Raw genomic sequence first — 23,407 nt, 5'->3', positions numbered from 1 at the left:
CGAACATAGCATGACTACTAGTTTTCAAGCGGAGACCCGCATTCCATTAAATACATCCCGACTTAGGGATTTACGTAAATCCGGGCGTTTGCCAGGTATTGTTTTTGGCAAAAATACGGAGAATGAAATGATTCATATTCCAACAATACAATTTCAAAAATGGTTGAAGCAGGGTACGTCTGGTTTTATCGAACTGCAGTTTGAAGAGAAAGGCTCATTGACGGTATTGTTGGAAGATCTCCAGCGTGATCCAGTTACACGGGATTTACTTCATGTGGATTTTCAGCAGGTGCAGACCCATGAGATCATGCGGACAAAAATTCCTGTCAAGTTCAACGGCACACCGATTGGCACAAAACAGGGCGGAGTCGTGCAAGTTCAATTATCTTCTATTGAAGTGGAGGCATTGCCGAGACACTTGCCAACGTCGATTGAATTTGACATTAGTGCTATGGAACTTGGAGAAACGCTACATGTAAGTGATGCTACGTTTGCACCAGATGTGACGGTGATCTCTGAGGGGAATGAGTCTCTTCTCTCTGTAGTTAAACCTTAACAATTTCGAATTCGCAAAGCTGAATAAGTCAAAAATAGCCGTATGGGTGTTCATCCGTACGGCTATTTTGTGCTGATTATGAGATGTTCGCGTGCTCCCATCCTCACAAGGCGGGGAGTCTGGAATTCACCTCACGTATGTCTTTTGCTCGCGTACAAGCGCAATGATCCTTATATTTCGCTACCTTTTCAAAGTTCATTCGCAAAATTCAGGTGTAAAGTAGGTAGACTCAGGAAAGGTAATCACTATAATGGAAATAAGATACATATATAGTTGAACCTGAACCGCTAAGGTCATTGGCATAACATTTCTAAACAGGGCGGTGAGCGAAAAGAAATGGACAAATTAAAGAATAGCGGATTCTATAAACTGAGATTCTTCATCACTCCTGAAGAGTTTAAAAGCCTTTTGCAGCTTTTGGAGCATCGGCAAGCGCAATTCTATCGTACCAATGCTGCCCGAACAGAGCATGATTATAATCAGGTGTACGAGGAGTATCAGACGTTCTATCAGTATTTTGTGGCAGGAGAAAAGAGAGATGACATCCATCCCTTCTTTGTTTACTCTATTTCTATTGCATCAGATCAAGAAAGTTCAGGATTTTTTGTAAGAAATGAAGGGGTTTCTTTTCCATATCACGGACAATGGGCAGAGGATGAACTGCCGTGTATCTTGCTTTCATTTCCGAAAGGTTTTCAAGTTAATGTGGAAGATGAAAAAGGAAAGTACTATATTTATGAGGATATCCGGGACCATAAGCCGCTGACCTATGCATTTTTCGATGAAATAAGAGACTCTATCAAGAAAATGACCAAACCCCTTCGCTTCTCAGCCCTTGATGCAGATGCGATGAAGGAGCAAAAGCCCTCTGTGCGTATAAGCCATGATGCAATGCATGAATTGAGCCAATCGTGGATCTTCAGTAAATATAGACTTGTGATTCATGGCAAATAGGAGGGGCTGAAATGACGTTCGCCCTAAATATTATCTGTACCTGGGTACTGCTAGTTGCCTCATGTTCCGCAGTATGGTGGAGTTTCAGAAAAGAAAAGCTTATAACCATCTCATGGCTGGCATTTTTGCTACCGGCTGTCTTCCAGCTTGTTACGGCTTTCCGGATTGGTCCAGGCCAAGCAAAGTCACTCATCGTGTTTGGCTGCATCAATCTGGTGTCTGCTGCCCTTGTGGGTGCGGGTGTCTGGTATCTAGTCCAAATAGCCAATTCATATCGAAGGGGCAAATGATCAACGAATGGAAAGGGGAACTCTATTCATGAAGCCAATGCAAGAAATAGAGACACTGGCCATAGAGATCGCTGCTGCCGCCAGAAAGTCTTTTTGCACCCTTTTTGAAAATGGTGAACGTTACTATTATTGTACGTTATACACTACTGGCGAAGGACATGTGCCAAGCATCTCTGCCTGGTCGTGGGAAGCTTTGGCGTTGGAATCGGCTAGGCAAGCAGAGGAAAGTGATACGCCGGTATCCACGATTGCGGATCTCATCAAATGGTCGTATGCGGATTCGCCCTATTGTTGTTTTGGGGATGATCACTTTGACGGTGTCAAACAACGATATAACGAGCGTCCTTTCATTGCGGAACTGGAGAATGATGATTGGAATCGCGAGTTGGATGTGAGGCTGAACGCCATGGAGCTGGCGATGAAAATGCTCGATGATGAAGGCGTGTTTGCCTTAAATCAATCGCGAGAGTCCGTATGTGTCCTTGTTGAAGTCATGCCGCCGGATGAGATCAATACTGAAATCGCCTTACGTTTGAATCGGGCAGAATCTCCGGCTATGCAAGCATGGTTGGCGGAGGCGGCAGAATAGAAGCATCTGCAATTTGGAGAGTTTTGACCGTCTATGATGTACCGTTTCGACTTAATTAGCTCATTAAAATGATACTAACAGTAGGTCTATAATTCGCAAACCACCTTTGTACATTAAAGGGTGGTTTTTTTCGTGTTTGTCAACAGTGTACAAACACACTTTTTCTACCTTGTCCACATTTATACCTCACCAAAACTATTTAATTGCATTTAATAGACTATCAATAAAAAAGGAGGTTTTGAGAATGGGAAATAGAAGACCTGGAGCACCTAGAGGTGGTTATGACCCTGTTCAGATCTATAACTCGACTTCGTTTAATGCGAGTGGAGTAGTGGAGTATGCATCCATCTTTTGTAGCAACGATAGATATAGTGTTCAGCGTGACGAGACTTGGAGATCATCCGACCGTGGTGTGTGCCTGGTAACTAGAATCACCGCGACGGTTAGAATACCGAGTGGAAATATTGAGGCTGAACCGTATACCTCTTCTGGTACTTCGTACAGCCAGTTCGCCATTATACAGGTAGGGGTAAATCAGTTCCGAGTGACACGTGTTACAAGTGCGATTAGAAAATGCCGGAAATAACCGAAGAGGATTAATATCGAGATTAGGTACGAAACATGAAGAGACGACTTGCCCGGGCTAGCAGGCAGGTCGTCTTTTTTCGTTTTAGTGTTTCTTGTACCATAATATTCTGCGGTGCATCGAGGAGTCTTTCATAAGTCGGAAAGGGCGCAAATCCGGTTGATAATTGCCTTCGATAATCCAAATTCGCCGTTTCTTGTCGATGGCTATATCGAACCCAACTTGTCTAAGCATGGGGTAATGCTCTCCCAATCGTTTGGCAGCTAATCGTGCAACTTGTTCCGCTTTGACAAGTAAGCGCCGATCTCCAATTCGAGCTATTCTCAGTGCTTTAATAACGGGAATGGGGCGGTTATTCACATTGGTGACTTGGTATCCTTGTGCTGCGACTTTAGCATAGGAACCTGTCACGTTCCAAGTGGACGAGGAACCCTTTTTGCGCTGAACCATAATCCGAATGTCGAACGGCCTGTGTTTAATTTGAGCAAGCTGCAGACGCTTTTGGACGATATATTCATCACTTTTGTTTGTTTGTTCGAGCCATTCGAGTAACTGCTCGTTGTCTCTCATGGTGACTGTGTTATTTTCATTTTGAATACGATAAGCATTTGCACCGCTTCGTTTAATGAACAGGATACCCCTTCCGTAACTGCCATTGCGAGGCTTCAGTACAACGCTGGGATATTGAAGAAGCATCTTCGTTAGCGTATCCTTCTCAAGCAACTGTGTTTCTGGCAACCGTTCTGCAAGAGAGGGCTCATCGCGCAGAATGCCATACTGCAACCATTTGTCTCTTTCGAATAACATTGGAATCACAGCCTTTTTCAATCATCTACGGTCATTCTAATTCAAATTCGTGATCCGCATAAGTGGCCATTCGTCTAGATTTGTAAGTCGAAGCATGTCCAATCGGTCGATGGAGACAGAAGATGAACTATTTCGAGAAACGACTGCATTCTGGGGAGGCGTTCATTCACGCCATGCTGGTACATGTGCTGAAACGAGAGCCAAATGTGCAATTGTTTGAGTAGTGCTAGACTAACCCTCTACTAGTATTTTTCGCCTATAAACTAGCTTATAAAAGAGTGCAACTTTTTTACCAATATATATACAAGTTATTCGTTTACTGTATGCCTTTTCGGTGTTATACTCACAATATTCAAAAAAGAATCTGTGAAAATATGTCGAATTGAGGCTTATCAGGATGATTAGAGGTAGACAAAACGGCGAAACGATCATCCTCATTCCATCGCTTGAACCGGATGAGAGGCTTCCAGCCTATGTAAGGCAATTGCGAGAGTATGGATTTACGAATATTGTTATTGTGGACGACGGATCTGGTGAGGCCTACCAGTCGATTTTCGAGGAGCTTCGTGAGAACGGTTGTGCTCTGCTGACACATACGGAAAATCAGGGGAAGGGTGCGGCACTCAAGACCGGATTTGAATATATTGGGAAGCAATTCGACGCATCTTCCTTCGTCGTAACCGCTGATTCAGACGGACAACACGCAGCGGAGGATGTATACCGAATAGCCCAAGAAGCAAGGATTCATCCGGACTCATTGGTGCTCGGGGTAAGGAACTTCAGCGAGGGGAATATACCCCCAAAGTCCCTGTTAGGCAATCGGATGACCTCCTTTATTTTTGCCATGCTCTATGGTAAAAAGCTGTCAGATACCCAGACTGGGCTTCGTGCCTTCGGTCCAGGGTTACTTGCGTTTATGCAGGATGTTCGCGGCACTCGATTTGAATATGAGCTGCAGATGCTCATCTCGTGCATCCAATCGGGCATTCCGATTCATACCATGCCAATTCAAGTCATTTATGAAAATGGCAATGCAGGAACACATTTTAAAGCAGTCCAGGATAGTGCCCGAGTCATGGGTGTATTGTTCTCGAATTTCTTCCGCTTTATCTCTTCTTCCGTAGCCAGTTCTGTTGTGGATTTGGGCATTGCCTGGTTTTTGATCGACGCATTGCGGCCCATGTTGGGTGAGCAGCACTATTTAAGAATTCTGCTGGCAACCGTAATTGCGAGAATTATTTCCATTGTAGTCAACTATGTACTGAATAGATACTTTGTATTCCGCAAGGAGGATAGCCAAGGCAGTCTATGGCGCTATCTGACGTTATGCGGAGTAGTGATCTTGCTTTCCAGTACCGGTGTATATATATTCCATACCGTTCTCTTCGTAGATGAGAAATTGGCGAAATTCGTCTGTGATGCCTTGCTGTTCCTGCTCAGTTTCCAATTGCAGCGAAGATGGGTATTTGCAGCAAGGAGGAAACAGTTGTAGTGCAAAACGAAAAAAGGCAGAATATCTTTTTTGTCATCACGATGATCCTGATGTCGATTTATTTGGTATGGCGTACGTTCTTTACGTTGCCATGGGGTGAAGGCGTTCTGAACGTCATTTTTGGTATGCTGCTGATTGTGGCTGAGACGGTCACCGTACTGACAACCTTTGAATTATTCTTTCAAAAGATGCAAAAAGAACGTACACAGCTCGACTTTCCAATCGTTCCGCCGGAGTATTATCCGGATGTGGATGTATTTATTGCTACGCATAATGAGCCTGTTGATCTATTATATAAAACCGTTAATGCCTGTACGTTCATGGATTACCCGGACAAACAGAAGGTTCATATCTATCTCTGTGATGATGGAGCAAGACCTGAGGTGGAGGAGCTTGCCAAACAGTTTGGTGTGGGATATCTGGGGTTCCCCGGAAACAAGGATGCCAAGTCTGGTAATCTGAACAATGCACTGAGCAAAAGCTCTTCGCCGCTCATTGCAACGTTTGATGCGGATATGATTCCACAGCACACCTTTTTGATGAAAACGGTACCCTATTTCATGCTCTCCACGTTTATTAAGGAGAATGAGGTATGGCGTCCTCGCCGAGAGGACGAGATGGACCCTAAGTTCAAGCTTGGTCTGGTACAGACCCCGCAAAGTTTCTACAATCCGGATCTATTCCAGTTCAACCTGTATGCAGAGCAAGGTATTCCGAATGAACAGGATTTCTTCTCCAGAGAAGTGAACATCCTGCGGAATGCCTCCAATGCGGTAGCCTATACAGGAAGTAATACGATCATTTCCCGGCAGGGCATGGAAGACATCGGAGGTTTTCCACTCAATACAATCACTGAGGACTTTGAGACAAGCATCCGCTTGCAGCAGGAAGGTTATATTACCTACGCAACTCAAGAGGTTCAAGCTGCCGGGCAGACGACAACAACAGTGAAGAGTATGATTAAGCAACGGATTCGCTGGGCAAGGGGTATCATTCAGAGCCTGCAGAATACGCGTGCACCCTTATCTGGCAAGCTTCCTTTCTGGACGAGAGTGACCTACTTAAGCAGTTTCTTATACTGGTGGTCCTTCTTTAACCGGTTGATTTTCATTTTGGCACCTATTTTGTTTGCGTTATTCGACTTCCAGATTGTGAACACAACCTTCTGGCAAATCCTAATATTCTGGCTTCCATCTTATTTCTTCTATAGTGTATCCATGCGATATCTGTCCAGTAATATTCGGAATCAGCGATGGAGTCAGGTTATCGATACCATATTCATGCCTTATCTGATCTGGCCGGTTCTCCTGGAGACGCTGGGTATTCGTGAGAAAAAATTCAAGGTCACCAACAAAAGCAGAGCAAGCGGTCGACAATGGATGTCTGCTCTGTTATATGCACTTCCGCATATCTTCTTGCTGTTGCTTTCCATTGCAGCCGTGATTCGGTATGTGAATGGCAAGTACGGCATTGCGCTGTTCTTCAGTAGTATCATTATTTTCTGGCTAATTCATAACATGATTGCGCTATGTTACGCCCTGTTCTTCATGGTTGGCCGCCGTGCGTATCGGGAGACAGAACGGATTCGGGCGCAGGAAGATGTCACGATTCACGACCAAGCCAACAATCTGCGATATCAGGCCAAAACGGTGGATGTATCTGAGCAAGGTATTGCCTTCTATGTCCCTTATCCCATTTATTTGGCTGAGCAGAAGATCATCTCTCTGGTTGTCAAAACCGACCGGTATGAGGCCAATCTCGATGCAGTCATCGTTTATGTGAAACAGGATGGAGAGGGCTGGCGTTACTCCGCAACGGTTCAGCCGATTGATGAGAATGATAACCGACAATACATGCAAATCATCTACGACCGTAAACACTCATTGCCAGAGCAGATGAATCTGTGGGATACGGCTTATGACGATATGCTTCGCAATGTGAAAAAACGGATTGTTCAACCCAGATCGGATCAGCGAAAAATGCCGCGGCTTTCCCTTCAGCTTCCAGTTCATTTCACCAATGATGCTAGCTGTACGCTGCGTAGCTTCAATTATCGTTTCTTCTCCGCGACGGGTTTCCATGGTGATATTGCGGCAGGAGCGGTCGTTACTTTTTATACGAAGAGTAATATTGAAGTCATTTTGCAACATACGGGAAAAACGACAGCCCGTGAGCGCGAAGTGCTTCTCTCGGTGGAGAATATCGATGATATTGTGGAGAAGGGCCTGATCGACCAATTGCTGACTGATTTGATTCAGCCACATTCCGATCGTTCCACCAGAGAGGGTTAGGAGAGATAGAGATGCTCATTGTGCTTCATTTTGTGATGGGAGTTTTATTGATATTCTCCTTTCTTGGTTATATGCAGTTTGTACGGAAGACACTTTCACTACGTTGGGAGTTCATCCCTGTATTTGTGTTTTCCGCGATTGCCTGCCTTGTTTTTCTAAGTGGTTTGGTAGGGCAGCTCTTTACGGGCAGCCTTGTCATCCTGATTGCAGGTTTGCTTTTATATGGGGGAATGTTGTTTCTCAGGCTGCGCCGAGGGGCATCATTAAGGATGTCCTTTTCTATATTCCAATTTTCATTCCTGGCAGGGACTTTTGTTTTCTTGCTGGTGCTCTTTCAGAACCAATTAACACATTACGATAATTTCTCCCACTGGGCTATCGTATTGAAGCAGATGTTGAGTACAGATGCCTTTCCGACGCAAGACTCCAACCTGATTGATTTTAAAAACTATCCGCTGGGGACTTCGTCGTTTATTTATTATATCTGTCGCTTCATGGGGCACTCGCAGTCCGTAATGCTCTTGGCACAGGGATTACTTATCTTCTCCTGTTTTTATGCCATGTTTGGCATTGTTTCGGAGAAGAAACGCTTTCTTCTGTACGCTTTTCTCGGGCTCGGGTTATCTACACTTTCGTTTTTCAATCTTACGATTCGGATCACCAACCTGCTCGTGGATTTCTTGCTTCCGATCTACGCGCTCGCAATCCTGGCGGTGATCTACCAATATCGTAATGAGATCAAAAAGGCATGTATTGTTGTTCTTCCGCTTGCGGGATTACTGACCATCATCAAAAGCACGGGTATTATTTTCGCCGCGATCGGTCTGATTTTCCTAGTGTATACATGGCTAAAACATAAACAAAAGTTCGATTGGAAAACAGCGCTCGCTGTAGTGGGTACGATCTGCGGTGCGCTGATTCCCTACTTTGGCTGGAGCTGGCGAATGGCGACGGTGTTCCAAGGGATTGATAACAAGTTCGATGTGGCTACCTCGGGGATTCAAGCCGGCAAAACGCCAGAGCAGATGCGTGAGATTCTGTGGACTTTCCTGAAGGCCAGTACGGATCTGACGACACGGCCAGTGATCGGCATTGTTATTTTCCAGCTTATCGCGATTGCAGCATCTGTATTTGCCATCGTTGTGCTCAAGAAGAAGTGGAACTTGTGGAAAGCATTAATTGCTTTGGACGTTGTGCTGTTACTGTACTATGCGGGTATTCTGGCGTTGTATCTCTTCTCCATGCCATTGGATGAAGCAATTGTCCTGGCTGGATTTGAGCGTTATGCGTCCAGTATCGTGGTACTGTTCGCCGGTGGGCTGGTGTTGTGCGCTGCGATCGACCTGGAGCGATCATTCCACTATCGGATCGGTGAAGTACCAGATTATCAGTCCTTTAAGACGGTTGAGACGAAAGGCCATTATCAAAAAGGCATTATCGGCTGTATGGCGGTTGCGGCCACCATCCTTTTGTCCGAATATAATGGTATCGTGTCTATCGCCCAGAGCTATGATACAACGCTCCCTTACAAGATTCATGCGGTTACTGGTGATCGGTGGTACTCAGGTGGACAAGAGGATAATAACAGATATCTCTTCTACGCCTCAGACAGGGACCAACAGGTCACGAACTATTACATGCAATATGTAGGGAAGTATTTCTTGTATGCTCCTCATGTGGACGGGATTGTGTTGTTCTATGAGGATAATATGGATAACCTTCTGAGCGGCTATGATTATCTAGTGGTTGTCGAGACGGATCTCAATGCCAAGTGGTTGCTGAAAAAGCATTATGGCATCGACATGCAGGAGGGTATCTACAAAATCACCCGTTCCGGGGATCAGATCGTTCTTACGTTGACGTGAGATCATAGATGTTGAGATCCTGTTCCGGGTATCCGGTCAGGTAAGATGGAATACATGATTGTATATAGAGTCTCCTTAAATATAGCCCGCTATAGCTAATACCTATAGCGGGCTATAACTCTTTCGTAGAACAGCTATTCCGATCGGATATGTTATATTTAATTCTATAATGATAAACGGGGAGATTAAACTATGAGCCTACAAACAGAACCTAAACAACGAACAGTCACTCCATTTCGATATGATATTGTGGGCAGTTTCCTGCGCCCGAGTGCGTTGAAGGATGCCCGATTAAAATACCAGAACGGCGAAATTACCACGGAACAGTTGAATGAAGTGGAGAACGCCGAGATTGTGAAACTTGTACAGAAGCAAAAAGAGGTTGGCCTTCAGGCTGTAACGGACGGCGAATTCCGCCGCTCTTGGTGGCATCTGGACTTCTTCTGGGGACTGGATGGTGTAGAGCGGACGATCATTGAGGAAGGCTACCGATTCAACGGTGCGACATCCAGACCGGAAACAGCTCGTCTGAGCGGCAAAATCAGCTATAGCAGTCATCCATTTGTAGCGCATTATGCCTTCTTAAAAGAAGCGGCTGGGGAAGACGTTGTTGCCCGTCAGTCCATCCCAGCAGCTGCACAGTTCCTATTCGAATTGGACCGGGCAGATAACAAGGAAAGCACACAGGCCATCTATCCGAACCGCCAAGAGCTGCTCTCGGACATTGCCGGGGCGTACAAAGCATCCATCTTGGCCTTTTATGAAGCCGGCTGCCGCAGCATCCAGATTGATGATTGCACGTGGGGTGCACTCTGTGACCAACAGTTCATCACAGTGATGGAGCAGATTGGCGTTAATGTGGAAGAGTACGCCAACGAACTCGCAAAACTGAACGAAGATATGGTATCTGGCCTGCCGGAAGACCTCGTGGTAACCACTCATGTCTGCCGCGGTAATTATGTTTCGACATTTGCAGGAGTCGGTGGCGGTTACGAGCCGATTGCGCAGACACTTCTGAGCATCGATAACTACTCTGGTTTCTATCTGGAGTTTGATACGGAACGGGCTGGTGACTTCAAACCACTTCGTTTCCTGAAGGACAATCAGCAGGTTGTACTTGGCCTCTTCTCTTCCAAATTCGGAGAGTTGGAGAACAAGGAAGATATCCTGAAACGGATTGAGGAAGCTACACAATATGTTGATCTGGATCGAATCTGCCTGAGTCCACAATGCGGCTTCGCTTCCACGGAAGAAGGCAACCATCTGACCGAGGAACAGCAATGGCGCAAGCTTGCCTTCATTAAGGAAATTGCCGAAGAGCTTTGGAAGTAAGGAAGTAAAATTTCTTATCTTCATTCGTCACTAATCACATGTTGTGTATGAACAAAAACAACTGCGAAATAGCTGTACGGACAACATCCGTATGGCTTTTTAGTGTAATCTTTTTCGAAGTGAATGTTAATATTAAATGTGCTCATCCGCTTCAATAATTTGATCAGAATCCATAGTATGCAGGTCACCAAATAAGATACAATGATACTGTAGAAATACTGTAGAAATCCATTCAAAAGTGGTGAATTCATGAAAGAATTGCACAGTCAGATGAATCGGAAAACGTATTATATTTCAATGCTAGCGATTATTGCTCTGATGTTATCGGGATTAATCCTGTCCACGACAGAATTGAATGGGATTACCGTGGGTTATATGATCCATTGCTTATGCGTAACCGTTCTCACTGTATGTTTATTGATATATCCCAAGTTTGAGACGTTTCCCTTCAGATTGAGCATCATTCTGATCGGATTTGCATACTTCTATACGCTTGCTCTTTTATATCCCCAGTCTTGGACAACCTACATTCTCATAAGTCTACTTCCAGCCCTCGCCATCCTGTTCTATGATCTGAAATTATTTTATTTCTCGTTAATTCTCAATGGAATATTGCTCCTCATTACGTTTGGTTATAATCTTCTGTATAACCAAGGGAATGAGTATGCATATATACATACAGATGTGGTAGGCAATTTTATCAATATTATGGGAAGTCAGGTCATTTTATTTCTTATTTTTCATCTGAGCGTTTCTCGAATGAAAAAGCAGGAACTTTATTTTGAGCAGCTACAACAAACAGAGCGTTTGAAGATGATCGCTCATCTAACAGCTGCTGTCGCTCATGAGATTCGTAATCCAGTGACGGTGGTGCGAGGTTTTTTGCAGCTATATCGAGAGGATCACTCTTTTGAGCAGCCGGTGAGGAATAAGTTTGCCTTAATGATTGATGAACTGAATACTGTCGAACAGGTGACCTCTCAATTTCTGACCCTTGCCAAACCCAATAGAGAACTGAGACCAGAGAAGGTCGATGTAAGGGAGGTCCTTGAAGGTGTGACGGGTCTGCTCAGCTCCTATGCGATGTTATCGGGCAAACATATGGATGTGAAGGTGGATGAGGATTGCATAATTCTTATTAATACAATTGAATTCAAGCAGTTGCTGATCAATCTTATCAAAAATGCATTAGAAGCTTCGAATGCGGGTACAACCGTCCACGTAACAGCGAAGCGAGTGAAGCAATGGGTAGAGATAAGGATCTCGGATCAGGGAAGCGGCATGACGGAGGAAGAGGTGAAGTCACTGGGGACTCCGTTTTATTCATTGAAAACAAATGGAACGGGGCTTGGATTGATGATCTGCTATAATATCGTGGAAAAGTATGAGGGAACGATCGAATATCAAAGCGCAAAAGGTCAGGGGACCTCGGTGACGATTCGCTTTGTAGCTAGAACGGATTAGGCATAAAAATAAGATAGCGACAGTTAGGACAAAAGGATCGTTGTTTCAACTGCCGCTATTCGTCTATCTCGCATGATATCGCCCTTTGGGCACCACCATCGGTGATCCCGAGACGGGGTCTTCTATGACCGTACATTCTAATCCGAAAATGTCTTTAACCTGTGGGGCAGTTATGACCTCTGCGGGTTTACCCTCAGCCACAAGTTTTCCGGTGTGAAGCGCAAAGATATGATCTGCATACCGTGCTGCTAAGTTGATATCGTGCAGTACCATTACAATGGTCGTTCCGTGTTTGCGATTCAGCTCGGTAAGCAGATCCAGAATCTCGATTTGATATGTGATATCCAAGAAGGTTGTAGGCTCATCGAGAAAAAGGATATCCGTCTGTTGCGCTAGCGCCATCGCAATCCACACACGCTGACGTTGGCCGCCCGAGAGTTCATCAATATTGTGATTGGCAAACTCGGTAATGTTCATGATGGTCATGGCTTCAGCGACAGCCTCATAATCCTTCTTGGTCCAGCCACTGAACAAGGATTGGTGTGGAAACCTTCCACGGCCCACCAGATCGGCTACCGAAATGCCTTCCGGAACAATAGGAGACTGCGGGAGTAATCCGATCACACGAGCCAATTGCTTGGGCGGGATCTTGCTAATGGCTTTGCCATCCAGTGTAATGCTGCCAGATATAGGCTTAATGAGTCTGGCCATTGTTTTCAAAAGGGTAGACTTACCGCAACCATTAGAGCCAATAATGACGCTTATTTGGTTACTCGGTATTACGATGTCCACACCGTGGATAATGGTTTTATTTTCATATCCGGCAACGAGTTGTTTCGCTTCAAATACATGTGTCGGTTTCATTATAACTCCCCCTTACGATTCATTCGGATTAACAGGAAGATCAGATACGGTGCTCCGAGCAATCCGGTAATGACGCCTACGGGGAATCTGTACTCAAAAGCAAACTGTCCGATAAGATCTGAGGCTAGAACCAGATTAACGCCAACCAAACCTGCCGGGATGATGTTCGAGGAGCCAACACCTACGAGCCTCTTCGCGATAGGTCCCGCAAGGAAGGAGACAAAGGCGATCGGACCTGTAGTCGCGGTAGCAATGGCAACCATGCAGACGGAACTCACAATGAGTGCAATTCTGGTTTTGTCCGTATCCACACCTAGGGAGAATGCCGATTGTTCTCCGAGTTCCAATATACTGAGGTGTTTGCCCAACATCATGATGATAGGTGTGCAGATCAGTACGGTAATCACGAGAGGCGGCAGTGCACTCATCTGAGAACCGTTCAGACTGCCTGTGAGCCATCGGATTGCAGCAGGAATATCCTTTTCAGAACTAACCAGTAAGAGATAGGAGATTACTGCATCAAGCATAGCTTGAATACCAATCCCGATAAGTATTAACCGTCCGATGGAGAACACTTTTCCTCTGGAAAGTACATATATGAATAATACCGTAGCCAGACCTGCAATCACTGAAGCCAAGGAAACCATAGCTCCGCTTGCATGAAGTACGACGATACAAAACACAGCAGCAGCGCTTGAACCTGACGTGATCCCGATAACATTAGGATTCGCCAGCGGGTTCCGCAACATGGTCTGGAAGGTATAACCTGCAATACCGAAGGCAAATCCGGCAAAGAGACCTGTAAGCATTCTCGGTAAACGTATGGTATTTACGGCAAAAGATACACCTTTGATCTTCTCTCCCGAAAGGGAGCTAATGACATCTTTGACCGGATAGATTGTGTTGCCGAGCAGAAGCATGGCGCAGCAAAGAGCACATGCAAGTATGGCAAGGAGACTGGTGACAAGTATCCAGCGGCGACGTCGATGACGTCTGCCCGCCATAATAAATTCAATCGATTGATCTCTCATAATGAACGCACTTTCGATCGCATCGCGAGGATGATTAATATTGGAGCACCTATAAAGGCAGTAACGACACCGACTTCAAGCTCTCCAGGGTTGCTGATGAGTCTGCCACCAACATCGGATATCGTTAGAATGATCGCTCCAGCTATGGCTGACATGGGTATGACAAAACGTAAATCGGGCCCCAGTATAAGGCGTATGACGTGGGTGGATAACAATCCGATGAAACCAATCGGTCCAGCAAGAGCAGTAGCTGCTCCGCATAATAAAACCCCTGCAAGGGCTGCAATGAATCGAAGTGTTCCTGTGCGAACACCGAGTCCTGTTGCAACATCATCACCCAGCGCCAGCGCATTTAGTGCCGGAGCCGTAAGAAATGCAATGAGTACGCCGATGAGCAGAAACGGGATGAACGTACTGATTCCACTCCAGGTTGCCGATCCTACGCTGCCCACTTGCCAGAACCTGAACTGGTCCATGACATACGAACGAGGGATCATAATGGCGGTGACGAGTGAGGAGAGCGCGGCACTTATGGCCGCTCCGGCCAAAACAAGCTTAATGGGCGTAGCTCCGCCACGCCCCATTGAGCCGATTCCGAATACAAACACAGCCGTTATTGCAGCCCCGGCCAGTGCCAGCCAGATATATTGATTGGCGCTGCTGATGTTCAGGAAGGCAATACCGATAACCACAAACAGGGATGCCCCTGTATTGACGCCCAATATGCTTGGGTCGGCAAGTGGGTTCCGGGTAACGGCTTGCATCAGTGCTCCTGATACGCCGAGTGCTACCCCGCATAACAAGCTGAAGACTGTTCGGGAGATCCGTTTGCGCACGATGTTTGCCCCATATGAATCTACTTCCGGGTGAAATAATCCGTCGATTAACTCATGAAACCTCACGGGTCTAGAGCCAAAGACCAGTGAGGCAATCAGAGTTGCAGCGAGCAGAATGAAACAAATGACTAATACCAAGATGAAGTTCTTGGGGACATGTGCTCGTATGTGATTATCGTTCGAAAGCGATGTACTATTCATTGATCTTGTCGATAGCTCCACTAATCAATTTCAGGTAATCATCAATAGTATAAGAGATGGAAAGTGGGTTTGGCGTTCCAGCAGCAACCAAAGGTGTATCTGCTTCAATGAACGCTACCGAACCACGTTTAACCGCAGGGATTTTACCCAGCAAAGGATCAGCCTGAATAGCTTTCAATAACTCGGCATCTCCGTATCCAACGAGGATATCTGCATCATTAAGGGCTTCAGCATTCTCTGCACTTAAGCTCAGGGAGTAGCTATTAGGGTCAGTAATTTGGCTTGTGATGCTCTCGGGGACAACCAATCCCAGCTCACCCAAGAAAGATACACGAGAATCGACAGGTGTATAGATATGAAGTTTGGACATGTCTTCAGCGGAGAAGTTAACCCAAACCACTTTTTTGTCTTTGATCTGAGGATACGCGGCTAATTTTTCGTTGACCATGGCCTCTGTATCTTTGATCAGTTGCTCACCTTCTGCTTCCATACCCATACCCTTCGCATTGAACGTAACCTGCTCACGCCATGTTGTTGCCCATGGAGCCGTTGGGTAAGCTACAACCGGAGCAATTTCACTAAGAAGATCGTAGTCTTCCTGAGTGATACCGGAGTATGCTGCAAGAATAACATCCGGATTGGAATCGGAAATGGCTTCAAAATCAAGTCCGTCCGTATCTTGGAAAACGTTCGGGTCGGTTACACCGAGTTCATCAAGTTTCTTCGCTGTCCAAGGCAGCAGTCCGCTGTCGTCCTGAACACCAAAGTTAGCTGCCGAGAAGCCTACAGGAACTTTTCCAAGCGCGAGAACGACATCTTGGTTTGCCCATTGTACAGTAGCTACACGCTCAGGCTTTTTCTCAATAACCGTTTCGCCCAGTGCATGCTTGATTGTAATTGGATATCCGGTATTCTCATCTGTAGCGGCTGGTGTTTCTGTAGCTGGAGTTGCCGAATCACTTGCAGCAGGAGTTGCTGCTGGCTCAGCTGTTTGGTTTCCACAACCTACCAATGCCAGGATAAAGACCATTGAAACCAGTAACGCCATTAATGGAAACTTTCTCTTTGTATTCATGTGTTTCCCCTTCCTGAATCTAAAATATATTTGGTAGTGCTTAACATCCTGATTGATCAGTTACATCCTTTAAGATGCATAAAATAGATATATAAAACGTTTTATATACCTGATAATGATTATCAACATCAATAAATATATCTTTTTATCAAAGGGAGTGTCAATGAAAAAATTGTAAAGGCTCATATCATATTAGGGGTTTCTATTAGAAAGGGATGAACATATTATCGATGTATTGCATTCCAGATCATGGTATATTTCTAGTATTAAATAATGTAAGGAGATAGCCATGAGTCGTACACTAGTTTTTTCACTAAAAGTAATACCTCTGCTGTTAACTATGATCCTTCTGTTTTCCCTAATTCCTGTAGATCCTGCCCAGGCAGAGGGTGAAGTTGCGAACATTGAGGATGCTGTAGTAAAAAGTCAGTTGAACCTTAATTGGTCTTCGTTGGATGAGTTAAATAGTGGATTTTCCCATTCCATTGCCTATGGTGGAGGGATTTATATGATGCCAGCTGCTGGAGGCTATGTGAAAACGTCAAAGAATGGGGTTACATGGAAGACAATCTATACAGGAAATCCAGTAGATTTTAGTTTGATTATTCGTGGAAAGTCTGAATTCATGGGTTTTCGTGAGGAAACAGACAATGTAACCGTATGGACATCCACTGATGGTCTGTCATGGAAGAAGTTAAATAATCCAATACATATAAGATTTTTAAAAGACGCCGTATGGAACGGAAAACGATATATTGCAGTTGGTGGAACCACATATGAAGGAAAGATTTTGTCTTCAGAGGATGGATTAACGTGGACCGAACGAAAAACAGGAATCTCCACCAATTTTACAGCCGTAGCATGGGGCAATAATACCTTCGTAGCTCAAGGTTATGAAGGCGGAGTTGTAGCGTTATCTAAAGACGGAATCACCTGGAAAAAGGTGAAGACCAATCAGCCTAATTATGAGCAAGTTTGGGATATGACCTATGGCGGTGGAGCTTTTGTTGCTGTAGGGGATGCAACGATCATGACCTCGAAGGATGGACAGAAATGGACATACGTATCGTCCAAAGCCTTTTGGTCCAAGGTGTACTGGGCAAAGGACAGGTTTTATATGTTTGGTTTTGAATATGTGAATAAAGCCAATCATGTCCTGAAGGAGGTCAACTGGACATCCAAGGATGGTAAGAGCTGGAGCGATGCTGGGTTTGCAACTAGCCCTAAGCAAAACCCTTTTTTTACCATTTACAACGGCAAACAGTATATAACGATTACGGATGCTGGTATTCAAACATCTGCGGATGGGCGCAAATGGAAGCTGACAAAGCGATATCCTTTTGTGCTTCCGAGTAACGTATATGAAGCAGCAGTGAGCAAGGATAGGCTGGTGCTGGTGGGTGGGTATCGTAGCCAGCTTAACTTCCTTTCCGTCAGCTCGCAGGGTTCTGCAAAGATGAACACGGCTGGCAAATGGCAATCTTCTTATGTGGATCAAGCGTATCCACTTCGGGGAGTTGTATGGTCAGGGAAGGACTTTTTTGCGGTAGGAGATAACGGGAAGATGATGTCCTCTGTTGATGGAGTAAAGTGGACAGTCATTAAATCACCGACAACTCGATCACTTACGAGTGTGTTATATGCCAATAATACGTATTACGTGGCAGGGGAGGCTGGCACGATTCTTTCTTCCAAGGATCGGAAGACGTGGAGAACCTTGAACACTAATGTAAAGAAAAAAATCAATGCGATGGCATCAAACGGCAAAACACTGGTAGCCGTTGGAGAAAAAGGGCTTTTGCTCGTCTCCGAGGATGGTCTGAAGTGGAACGAAATCCCGGCACGGTTTCCTGGACATAATTTCGATGTGGTATGGGGTGATGGAAAGTTTGTCGTGACCACTGCCAGTCACTATGGGAATGCACAGAGTGCGGTTATTTTGACTTCAGAGGACGGTAAGAAATGGGCGAGGACAGAGTTCCGTGATGAATTATATGCTCGTGGAATGAACACTGGATTCTTTGGCATCTCATACGTGGGCAATCTCTTCATTGCTGTTGGCAGTGAAGGTTCCATCTTCCTTTCCGATGACGCTGAGAAATGGACCAAGCAGGATGTCTTGACGGTAGACGATTGGTACGATGCGGTGGAGTTTAAAGGGAAAGTGTACGTCTTTGGAAATACAGGTAAAATCGTTACGGCTGACCTCAACTCCTTGAAACGGAGCCACTAATTTAAGATGCTTAAAGGGAGATTCTATATGCGTAATCAATTCATCAAAAGTATGATCGTTTTATGTTTGGTTTTTGTACTATTACCGACCACTATTATCTCGGCTGCATCGCTTATCAAAGACCCGGTCCTGGCCAAAGTTATTCGAACAGATTTGAAGCTGTCGGCTAAGAAGGAAGTAAAGGCTACCGATTTGAAAAAATTAAAATCCATATATGCTATGGAAACGAAAAATAAGATTTCTAACCTGCAAGGTCTTGAACATGCCGTTAATATGACGGATTTATTCTTGCCTGGTCAAAATATAAAAAATATTAAACCACTTAACAAGTTAAAGAAATTGACGTTCTTAGCTGTTGAAGGCAATCAGATTGCAGATATCTCGCCACTTTTAGGTCTGACTAATCTGCAAAATCTGGTTATGGACGATAACAAAATCAAAAGCCTGACTCCATTAAAAAATATGCATAAGCTGACCAGTCTACTCGCCAGTGGGAATCAGGTGACTGATCTAAGTCCTCTTCAGAAGTTAAAGCTGGAATGGGTCATTATGAATGGTAATAAAATTCAGGATCTAACTCCTTTAAAAAATCATCCGACCTTGGAGTACCTTTATGTAGAAGATAACCTCATCGAGGATATTACAGTGCTCGAAACCATCCCACATCTAACAGAGGTATATTTGGCTAACAATCCGTTGAATGAGCGTGCAGAGCAGGTTGTGAAAAACTTGGAGAAGAAAGGCGTCGTTGTAAGTCTGGTAAGCGATGAAGAGGGTCAGGCGAAGTAGTTTTGATTAGAGAAAATGTATATGTATATGTAAGAAAGAAGTTAATCCCTCATTATATTGAACAAAAACAAAGAAGGCCGCAGATATTCTGACGGCCTTCTTTAACTATGTTGGACAGAAACGCTCGGTAACAACTTAACGCTCGTCCCACAACAATATTATTCCACTACGATCTCCTTCACCGTCTCCCCCTCAACCAGCACCGGCTGATAGTAGGTGTTCGTTGGCAGATCCTTTTTGCCTTGCAGATTCTTGATCACCCAGTCGGCAGCATCGCGGCCCATCTGCTCTTGGGGATGGGTTAGTGTTGTTAGCCTGATGTTGGCGTTCTTGGCAATGTACGAATTGTCCTGTCCAATGATGGATAACTCATCCGGGATCGAGATGCCCAGTTGCCTACAGGCGTGCACGACTTCCAGTCCTACCTCGTCGTTGTAACAGACGATTGCTGTAAGAGAATCTCTGTTTTCGTCCAGATACGCTGCTACATTGGAGGAAAGTTCTTGCTTCGATGCGGTATCAAAGGAGAGCACTTGCTCAGGATGGAACCGTAACTTCGCTTCACCCAGCGCCTTGATGTACCCCTTCATCCGGTACTTGCCCTGTAGATCATCCATTTTGGCAATAATGCCGATCTGGGTATGGCCTTTAGAGATCAATTCCCGTGTGGCAAGATAGCTGGATTGCACGTCATCCAGGCAGAAGAAAGGAACTTCCAGCTCCTCATAAAATGCATTAATCATCGTAAACGGCACATCCTGCTCCTTGAACGATAGGTAGTATGCAATGTTGGGATTGTAGAGATTACTTTTGGTAGGTTCGACAATTAGGCCATCCACGCCGTAGGAGAGCATCATTTCGAGGGCTTTTTTCTCCTGTGCTACATCATTATTAGTACTGGCCAGCAGTAACGAGTAGTTGTCCTCATTCAGACGACTCTCGATGCCGCGAATAATGGACGGAAAGATGTAATCCGAGATGTATGTCGTGATTACACCGATCGTTTTCTTCGACGTGTTTACGCCTGATCGTGATCGATACTGATTGCTAACGTAGGTCCCTGACCCCTTTTCGCTTCGTAAAAATCCTTCGTTTGACAACTCTAAAATAGCCTTCCGCACCGTCTGGCGACTTACGGTGTAGCTTTCCTGTAATGCCAACTCGGTGGGGATCTGTTCGCCTATGCTATATGTCCCCGAGAGGATATGACTCTTTATATCATCAATGATGACCTGGTATTTTGGCTTCACGTAGTCCACTTCTTTCATCGTTACTCATCTATATCAACGTTATTGTTCAAATAGTTGTACGTACATATTTTAGCATGATTCAGTTTAAATGCATATAAAACAGCACAATTTTTGAAATAAACCGTACATATCAGGTCTTTTTAGAAAGAGGTGTACCTTACAGCATAGCCAATTTATAGCCATTTAAGTCCTTTTATTAATCAAATAGAGCACGATATGTGCTCTTTGTAAGTATAACTATTATATATTATTGACAAATGTACGTACAAAAAATATACTAAGGCTGTCAGAAAAGGAAAGCGCATTCTTTGAAAACACAACAGGAAGTATCTATACAAAATTCATCATTAGCTATCGCCATAGGTAAAAGCTTCACCTTATATATGCATCCTTTGGGATGTGAAATCGTGACCGGAGAGGGGATACACGTGATTATGAGTCAATTGGACTTGAAAGAAGCCATTACCACGGGCGCTACTTCACTTGGGATTGAATTTGGATCAACGCGGATTAAGGCGGTATTGATTGACGAGCGTTTTGAGACCATCGCGTCAGGCAGTTATGAATGGGAGAACCTCCTGAAAGATGGATATTGGACGTACAACCAGGAGGATATCATCACAGGCCTGCAAACGGCTTATCGTGAGATGAAGCAAGATGTGGAACAGAAATACGGAATCACGCTGCGCACGGTTGGTTCTATCGGATTCTCGGCCATGATGCACGGATATATTGCGTTGGATAGCGAGGGCGAACTGCTGGTACCTTTCCGCACTTGGCGTAATGCTACTACAGGAGCAGCTTCAAGAGAGCTAACGGATCTTCTGCAATTCAATATTCCGGAACGCTGGAGCATCGCCCACTTGTACCAAGCGATTTTGAACGAAGAGGCGCATGTGCCACAGATCGATCACCTGACAACCTTGGCTGGATACATCCACTGGTTGCTGACGGGCAATAAGGCGATTGGGATCGGCGATGCTTCAGGCATTTTCCCAATTGACGAGTCTACACATAACTATCATCCATCCATGATCCAACAGTTCGACGAACAGATCGCAGGCAAAGGTTATCCGTGGAAAGTTGAGGACCTTCTGCCCAAGGTATATCTCGCGGGTGAGAATGCAGGTGAGTTGACGGAAGCGGGAGCCAAGTTACTCGACCCTTCGCAAGATCTGCAAGCAGGCATTCCGCTCTGCCCGCCAGAAGGCGATGCCGGAACGGGTATGGTGGCAACAAATAGCGTGAGAAAACGTACGGGGAACATCTCCGTCGGCACATCCGTATTTGCGATGATCGTACTGGAGAAGGAATTATCCAAAGTGTATCCCGAGATCGATATGGTCACCACGCCGGATGGTAGCCCAGTAGGGATGGTGCATGCTAACAACTGTTCCAGTGATATCAACGCATGGGTTGGACTGTTCCGTGAGTTCTCTCAAGCAATGGGATATGAAGTGGATAACGCCAAGTTGTTTAGCGTGTTGTTTAACAAGGCTTTGGAGGCAGACCCTGATGGTGGCGGCTTGCTCAGCTACGGTTACTACTCGGGTGAGAACATTACGGGACTTGAGAAAGGCCGTCCATTGTTCGTCCGCTCCCCGGAAAGTAACTTCAATCTGGCAAACTTCATGCGGGCACATCTGTTCAGTGCCTTCGGTGCACTCAAGTTGGGTATGGACATTTTGACGGAAGAAGAGAATGTAGCCATTGACAGCATTTTGGCTCACGGTGGCCTGTTCAAGACCCCTGTTGTCGGACAACGTATTGTAGCTGCTGCGATGAACGTACCGGTGTCGGTAATGTCTACCGCTGGTGAAGGCGGCGCATGGGGTATGGCACTTCTGGCATCGTACATGATCAACAAGGATCAAGAGGAGAGCCTGGATGTGTTCCTGGAGCAGAAGGTCTTTAACGATGTTGAGGGAGTCGAAGTGGCACCGGATGCATCGGATGTGAAAGGGTTTGAAGCATTTATCGAACGCTACCGGAATGGACTTGCGATTGAGCAATCAGCCGTAGATCATCTGGTAGAGAACGGGAGGGAATAACATGTTAGAACAACTGAAAGAAGAGGTATTCCAGGCGAATCTGGAACTGCCAAAGCACGGACTTGTGAAATTCACATGGGGTAACGTCAGTGCAATCGATCGGGAAAGTGGTCTGTTCGTCATCAAACCAAGTGGCGTCAGCTACGATACGATGAAAGCAAGCGACATGGTTGTGGTTGATCTGGACGGTAACGTGGTGGAGGGTGAGATGAGACCTTCCTCGGACACCGCAACACATGCCGTACTATATAAGCATTACTCGGAGATTGGTGGCATCGTGCACACACACTCCACATGGGCGACCATCTGGGCGCAAGCCGGACTGGACGTACCTGTGATGGGAACAACACATGCGGACACGTTCTATGGGGCGGTGCCTTGCGCACGTTTCCTGAACCAGGACGAGGTTGATCGCGGATACGAAGCAGAGACGGGACGCGTCATTATTGAAACGTTTGAACAGCGTGGGATTGATGTTATGGCTGTTCCGGCAGTGTTGCTCCATGGTCACGCACCGTTTACATGGGGGAAAGATGCCAAGTCTGCGGTGGTGAACAGTGTCGTGCTGGAGGAAGTGTGCAAAATGAACCTGTACGCGCGGCAATTAAATAACTTCGCGAAAGAACTGCCGCAAGGCATCTTGGATAAACACTATCTGCGAAAACACGGAAAAGACGCGTATTACGGACAGAAGTAATTAGGTTATAACAGTGACTGGAAGCATGTCCTGGCTTCCAAGTGGTTTAGTGTGGGAATGATTTGTTCAACTATACTTTTTACACGATAACGGAGAAGACAGAAGAAAGCTGGAGAAGCGGAGCGTTCGCGTTTATCACAGGATTTTCCCTTTA

Annotated in this window: 20 protein-coding genes; 14 read left to right on the top strand and 6 right to left on the bottom strand. The window is 45.4% G+C overall.

Annotated features, from left to right (window positions below; genetic code table 11):
* The first annotated feature begins 10 nt into the window (after positions 1 to 10).
* From MHB43_RS32135 to MHB43_RS32115, 5 genes are all read left to right on the top strand, one after another.
* Positions 11 to 556 (top strand): 50S ribosomal protein L25, encoded by a 546-nt coding sequence (locus MHB43_RS32135; RefSeq protein ID WP_339180830.1) that lies wholly within the window; start codon positions 11 to 13, stop codon positions 554 to 556.
* A gap of 336 nt (positions 557 to 892) precedes the next feature.
* A complete protein-coding gene (locus tag MHB43_RS32130) occupies positions 893 to 1,510 on the top strand; it encodes a hypothetical protein (protein WP_339180828.1) in 618 nt (205 codons plus the stop codon).
* An 11-nt stretch (positions 1,511 to 1,521) separates the two neighbouring features.
* A complete protein-coding gene (locus MHB43_RS32125; protein WP_339180826.1) occupies positions 1,522 to 1,800 on the top strand; it encodes a hypothetical protein in 279 nt (92 codons plus the stop codon).
* A gap of 28 nt (positions 1,801 to 1,828) precedes the next feature.
* On the top strand, positions 1,829 to 2,389 hold the full coding sequence (locus MHB43_RS32120; protein ID WP_339180824.1) for a DUF4303 domain-containing protein: 561 nt from the start codon (positions 1,829 to 1,831) through the stop codon (positions 2,387 to 2,389).
* 244 nt (positions 2,390 to 2,633) lie between these two features.
* Positions 2,634 to 2,975, top strand: a complete 342-nt coding sequence (locus MHB43_RS32115) for a hypothetical protein (RefSeq protein WP_339180821.1) — start codon at positions 2,634 to 2,636, stop codon at positions 2,973 to 2,975.
* An 84-nt stretch (positions 2,976 to 3,059) separates the two neighbouring features.
* Here MHB43_RS32115 and MHB43_RS32110 read toward each other — a convergent pair whose 3' ends face one another.
* Positions 3,060 to 3,782 (bottom strand): YheC/YheD family protein, encoded by a 723-nt coding sequence (locus tag MHB43_RS32110; RefSeq protein ID WP_339180819.1) that lies wholly within the window; start codon positions 3,780 to 3,782, stop codon positions 3,060 to 3,062.
* A gap of 397 nt (positions 3,783 to 4,179) precedes the next feature.
* On the opposite strand from MHB43_RS32110, the gene MHB43_RS32105 reads away from it, so the two are divergent.
* The 5 genes from MHB43_RS32105 to MHB43_RS32085 all read left to right on the top strand — a co-directional run bounded on the left by MHB43_RS32105 (position 4,180) and on the right by MHB43_RS32085 (position 12,226).
* Positions 4,180 to 5,274 carry a bifunctional glycosyltransferase family 2/GtrA family protein gene (locus MHB43_RS32105; protein ID WP_339180817.1) on the top strand — a complete coding sequence of 365 codons (1,095 nt, stop codon included), beginning with the start codon at positions 4,180 to 4,182 and terminating at the stop codon, positions 5,272 to 5,274.
* Positions 5,274 to 7,565, top strand: coding sequence for a glycosyltransferase family 2 protein (locus MHB43_RS32100; protein WP_221820180.1), 2,292 nt, complete (start codon positions 5,274 to 5,276; stop codon positions 7,563 to 7,565). The genes MHB43_RS32105 and MHB43_RS32100 overlap by 1 nt, the downstream gene beginning before the upstream one ends.
* Before the next feature lie 11 nt (positions 7,566 to 7,576).
* A complete protein-coding gene (locus tag MHB43_RS32095; RefSeq protein ID WP_339180815.1) occupies positions 7,577 to 9,430 on the top strand; it encodes a hypothetical protein in 1,854 nt (617 codons plus the stop codon).
* A gap of 192 nt (positions 9,431 to 9,622) precedes the next feature.
* Complete coding sequence (locus MHB43_RS32090; RefSeq protein ID WP_339180813.1) at positions 9,623 to 10,762, top strand: 5-methyltetrahydropteroyltriglutamate--homocysteine S-methyltransferase; 1,140 nt, start codon at positions 9,623 to 9,625, stop codon at positions 10,760 to 10,762.
* Positions 10,763 to 11,011: 249 nt separating this feature from the next.
* Positions 11,012 to 12,226, top strand: a complete 1,215-nt coding sequence (locus MHB43_RS32085; protein WP_339180810.1) for a HAMP domain-containing sensor histidine kinase — start codon at positions 11,012 to 11,014, stop codon at positions 12,224 to 12,226.
* 63 nt (positions 12,227 to 12,289) lie between these two features.
* Here the strand turns inward: MHB43_RS32085 and MHB43_RS32080 are convergent, their stop codons facing one another.
* Genes MHB43_RS32080 through MHB43_RS32065 form a run of 4 tightly spaced genes read right to left on the bottom strand, consistent with a single transcriptional unit; the run spans position 12,290 to position 16,233 of the window.
* Complete coding sequence (locus MHB43_RS32080) at positions 12,290 to 13,090, bottom strand: ABC transporter ATP-binding protein (RefSeq protein ID WP_339180807.1); 801 nt, start codon at positions 13,088 to 13,090, stop codon at positions 12,290 to 12,292.
* Complete coding sequence (locus MHB43_RS32075; protein ID WP_339180804.1) at positions 13,090 to 14,121, bottom strand: iron chelate uptake ABC transporter family permease subunit; 1,032 nt, start codon at positions 14,119 to 14,121, stop codon at positions 13,090 to 13,092. Before MHB43_RS32075 ends, MHB43_RS32080 begins: the two co-directional genes overlap by 1 nt.
* Positions 14,118 to 15,158 carry an iron ABC transporter permease gene (locus MHB43_RS32070; RefSeq protein WP_339180801.1) on the bottom strand — a complete coding sequence of 347 codons (1,041 nt, stop codon included), beginning with the start codon at positions 15,156 to 15,158 and terminating at the stop codon, positions 14,118 to 14,120. Before MHB43_RS32070 ends, MHB43_RS32075 begins: the two co-directional genes overlap by 4 nt.
* A complete protein-coding gene (locus MHB43_RS32065) occupies positions 15,151 to 16,233 on the bottom strand; it encodes an iron-siderophore ABC transporter substrate-binding protein (protein WP_339180799.1) in 1,083 nt (360 codons plus the stop codon). The genes MHB43_RS32070 and MHB43_RS32065 overlap by 8 nt, the downstream gene beginning before the upstream one ends.
* Positions 16,234 to 16,522: 289 nt before the next feature.
* On the opposite strand from MHB43_RS32065, the gene MHB43_RS32060 reads away from it, so the two are divergent.
* Together MHB43_RS32060 and MHB43_RS32055 are read left to right on the top strand one after the other, a co-directional pair.
* Positions 16,523 to 18,466, top strand: coding sequence for a hypothetical protein (locus MHB43_RS32060; RefSeq protein ID WP_339180796.1), 1,944 nt, complete (start codon positions 16,523 to 16,525; stop codon positions 18,464 to 18,466).
* A 27-nt stretch (positions 18,467 to 18,493) separates the two neighbouring features.
* Entirely contained in the window at positions 18,494 to 19,255 is a 762-nt protein-coding gene (locus MHB43_RS32055) for a leucine-rich repeat domain-containing protein (RefSeq protein WP_339180794.1), read from the top strand.
* Between the two features lie 158 nt (positions 19,256 to 19,413).
* On the opposite strand, the gene MHB43_RS32050 is transcribed toward MHB43_RS32055, so the two are convergent.
* Positions 19,414 to 20,505 carry a GntR family transcriptional regulator gene (locus MHB43_RS32050; protein ID WP_339185478.1) on the bottom strand — a complete coding sequence of 364 codons (1,092 nt, stop codon included), beginning with the start codon at positions 20,503 to 20,505 and terminating at the stop codon, positions 19,414 to 19,416.
* Positions 20,506 to 20,939: 434 nt separating this feature from the next.
* Between MHB43_RS32050 and MHB43_RS32045 the strand changes: the two genes are divergently transcribed.
* Positions 20,940 to 22,556: an FGGY-family carbohydrate kinase gene (locus tag MHB43_RS32045; RefSeq protein ID WP_339180792.1), complete on the top strand. Its 1,617-nt coding sequence runs from the start codon at positions 20,940 to 20,942 to the stop codon at positions 22,554 to 22,556.
* A gap of 1 nt (position 22,557) precedes the next feature.
* Positions 22,558 to 23,253 carry an L-ribulose-5-phosphate 4-epimerase gene (locus MHB43_RS32040; protein WP_036611813.1) on the top strand — a complete coding sequence of 232 codons (696 nt, stop codon included), beginning with the start codon at positions 22,558 to 22,560 and terminating at the stop codon, positions 23,251 to 23,253.
* Positions 23,254 to 23,407 lie beyond the last annotated feature (154 nt).

Source organism: Paenibacillus sp. FSL H8-0317, from assembly GCF_045040685.1.
Lineage (GTDB): Bacteria > Bacillota > Bacilli > Paenibacillales > Paenibacillaceae > Paenibacillus.
The sequence above is the reverse complement of the archived record's forward strand: the minus strand, read 5'-3'. Positions and strand labels throughout refer to the sequence as shown.

Bases quoted from the DNA above. Each gene is read 5' to 3' on its own strand.
- MHB43_RS32135 (WP_339180830.1), top strand. From the start codon at position 11: ATGACTACTAGTTTTCAAGCGGAGACCCGCATTCCATTAAATACATCC.
- MHB43_RS32130 (WP_339180828.1), top strand. From the start codon at position 893: ATGGACAAATTAAAGAATAGCGGATTCTATAAACTGAGATTCTTCATC.
- MHB43_RS32125 (WP_339180826.1), top strand. From the start codon at position 1,522: ATGACGTTCGCCCTAAATATTATCTGTACCTGGGTACTGCTAGTTGCC.
- MHB43_RS32120 (WP_339180824.1), top strand. From the start codon at position 1,829: ATGAAGCCAATGCAAGAAATAGAGACACTGGCCATAGAGATCGCTGCT.
- MHB43_RS32115 (WP_339180821.1), top strand. From the start codon at position 2,634: ATGGGAAATAGAAGACCTGGAGCACCTAGAGGTGGTTATGACCCTGTT.
- MHB43_RS32110 (WP_339180819.1), bottom strand. From the start codon at position 3,782: ATGTTATTCGAAAGAGACAAATGGTTGCAGTATGGCATTCTGCGCGAT.
- MHB43_RS32105 (WP_339180817.1), top strand. From the start codon at position 4,180: ATGATTAGAGGTAGACAAAACGGCGAAACGATCATCCTCATTCCATCG.
- MHB43_RS32095 (WP_339180815.1), top strand. From the start codon at position 7,577: ATGCTCATTGTGCTTCATTTTGTGATGGGAGTTTTATTGATATTCTCC.
- MHB43_RS32090 (WP_339180813.1), top strand. From the start codon at position 9,623: ATGAGCCTACAAACAGAACCTAAACAACGAACAGTCACTCCATTTCGA.
- MHB43_RS32085 (WP_339180810.1), top strand. From the start codon at position 11,012: ATGAAAGAATTGCACAGTCAGATGAATCGGAAAACGTATTATATTTCA.
- MHB43_RS32080 (WP_339180807.1), bottom strand. From the start codon at position 13,090: ATGAAACCGACACATGTATTTGAAGCGAAACAACTCGTTGCCGGATAT.
- MHB43_RS32075 (WP_339180804.1), bottom strand. From the start codon at position 14,121: ATGAGAGATCAATCGATTGAATTTATTATGGCGGGCAGACGTCATCGA.
- MHB43_RS32070 (WP_339180801.1), bottom strand. From the start codon at position 15,158: ATGAATAGTACATCGCTTTCGAACGATAATCACATACGAGCACATGTC.
- MHB43_RS32065 (WP_339180799.1), bottom strand. From the start codon at position 16,233: ATGAATACAAAGAGAAAGTTTCCATTAATGGCGTTACTGGTTTCAATG.
- MHB43_RS32060 (WP_339180796.1), top strand. From the start codon at position 16,523: ATGAGTCGTACACTAGTTTTTTCACTAAAAGTAATACCTCTGCTGTTA.
- MHB43_RS32055 (WP_339180794.1), top strand. From the start codon at position 18,494: ATGCGTAATCAATTCATCAAAAGTATGATCGTTTTATGTTTGGTTTTT.
- MHB43_RS32045 (WP_339180792.1), top strand. From the start codon at position 20,940: ATGAGTCAATTGGACTTGAAAGAAGCCATTACCACGGGCGCTACTTCA.
- MHB43_RS32040 (WP_036611813.1), top strand. From the start codon at position 22,558: ATGTTAGAACAACTGAAAGAAGAGGTATTCCAGGCGAATCTGGAACTG.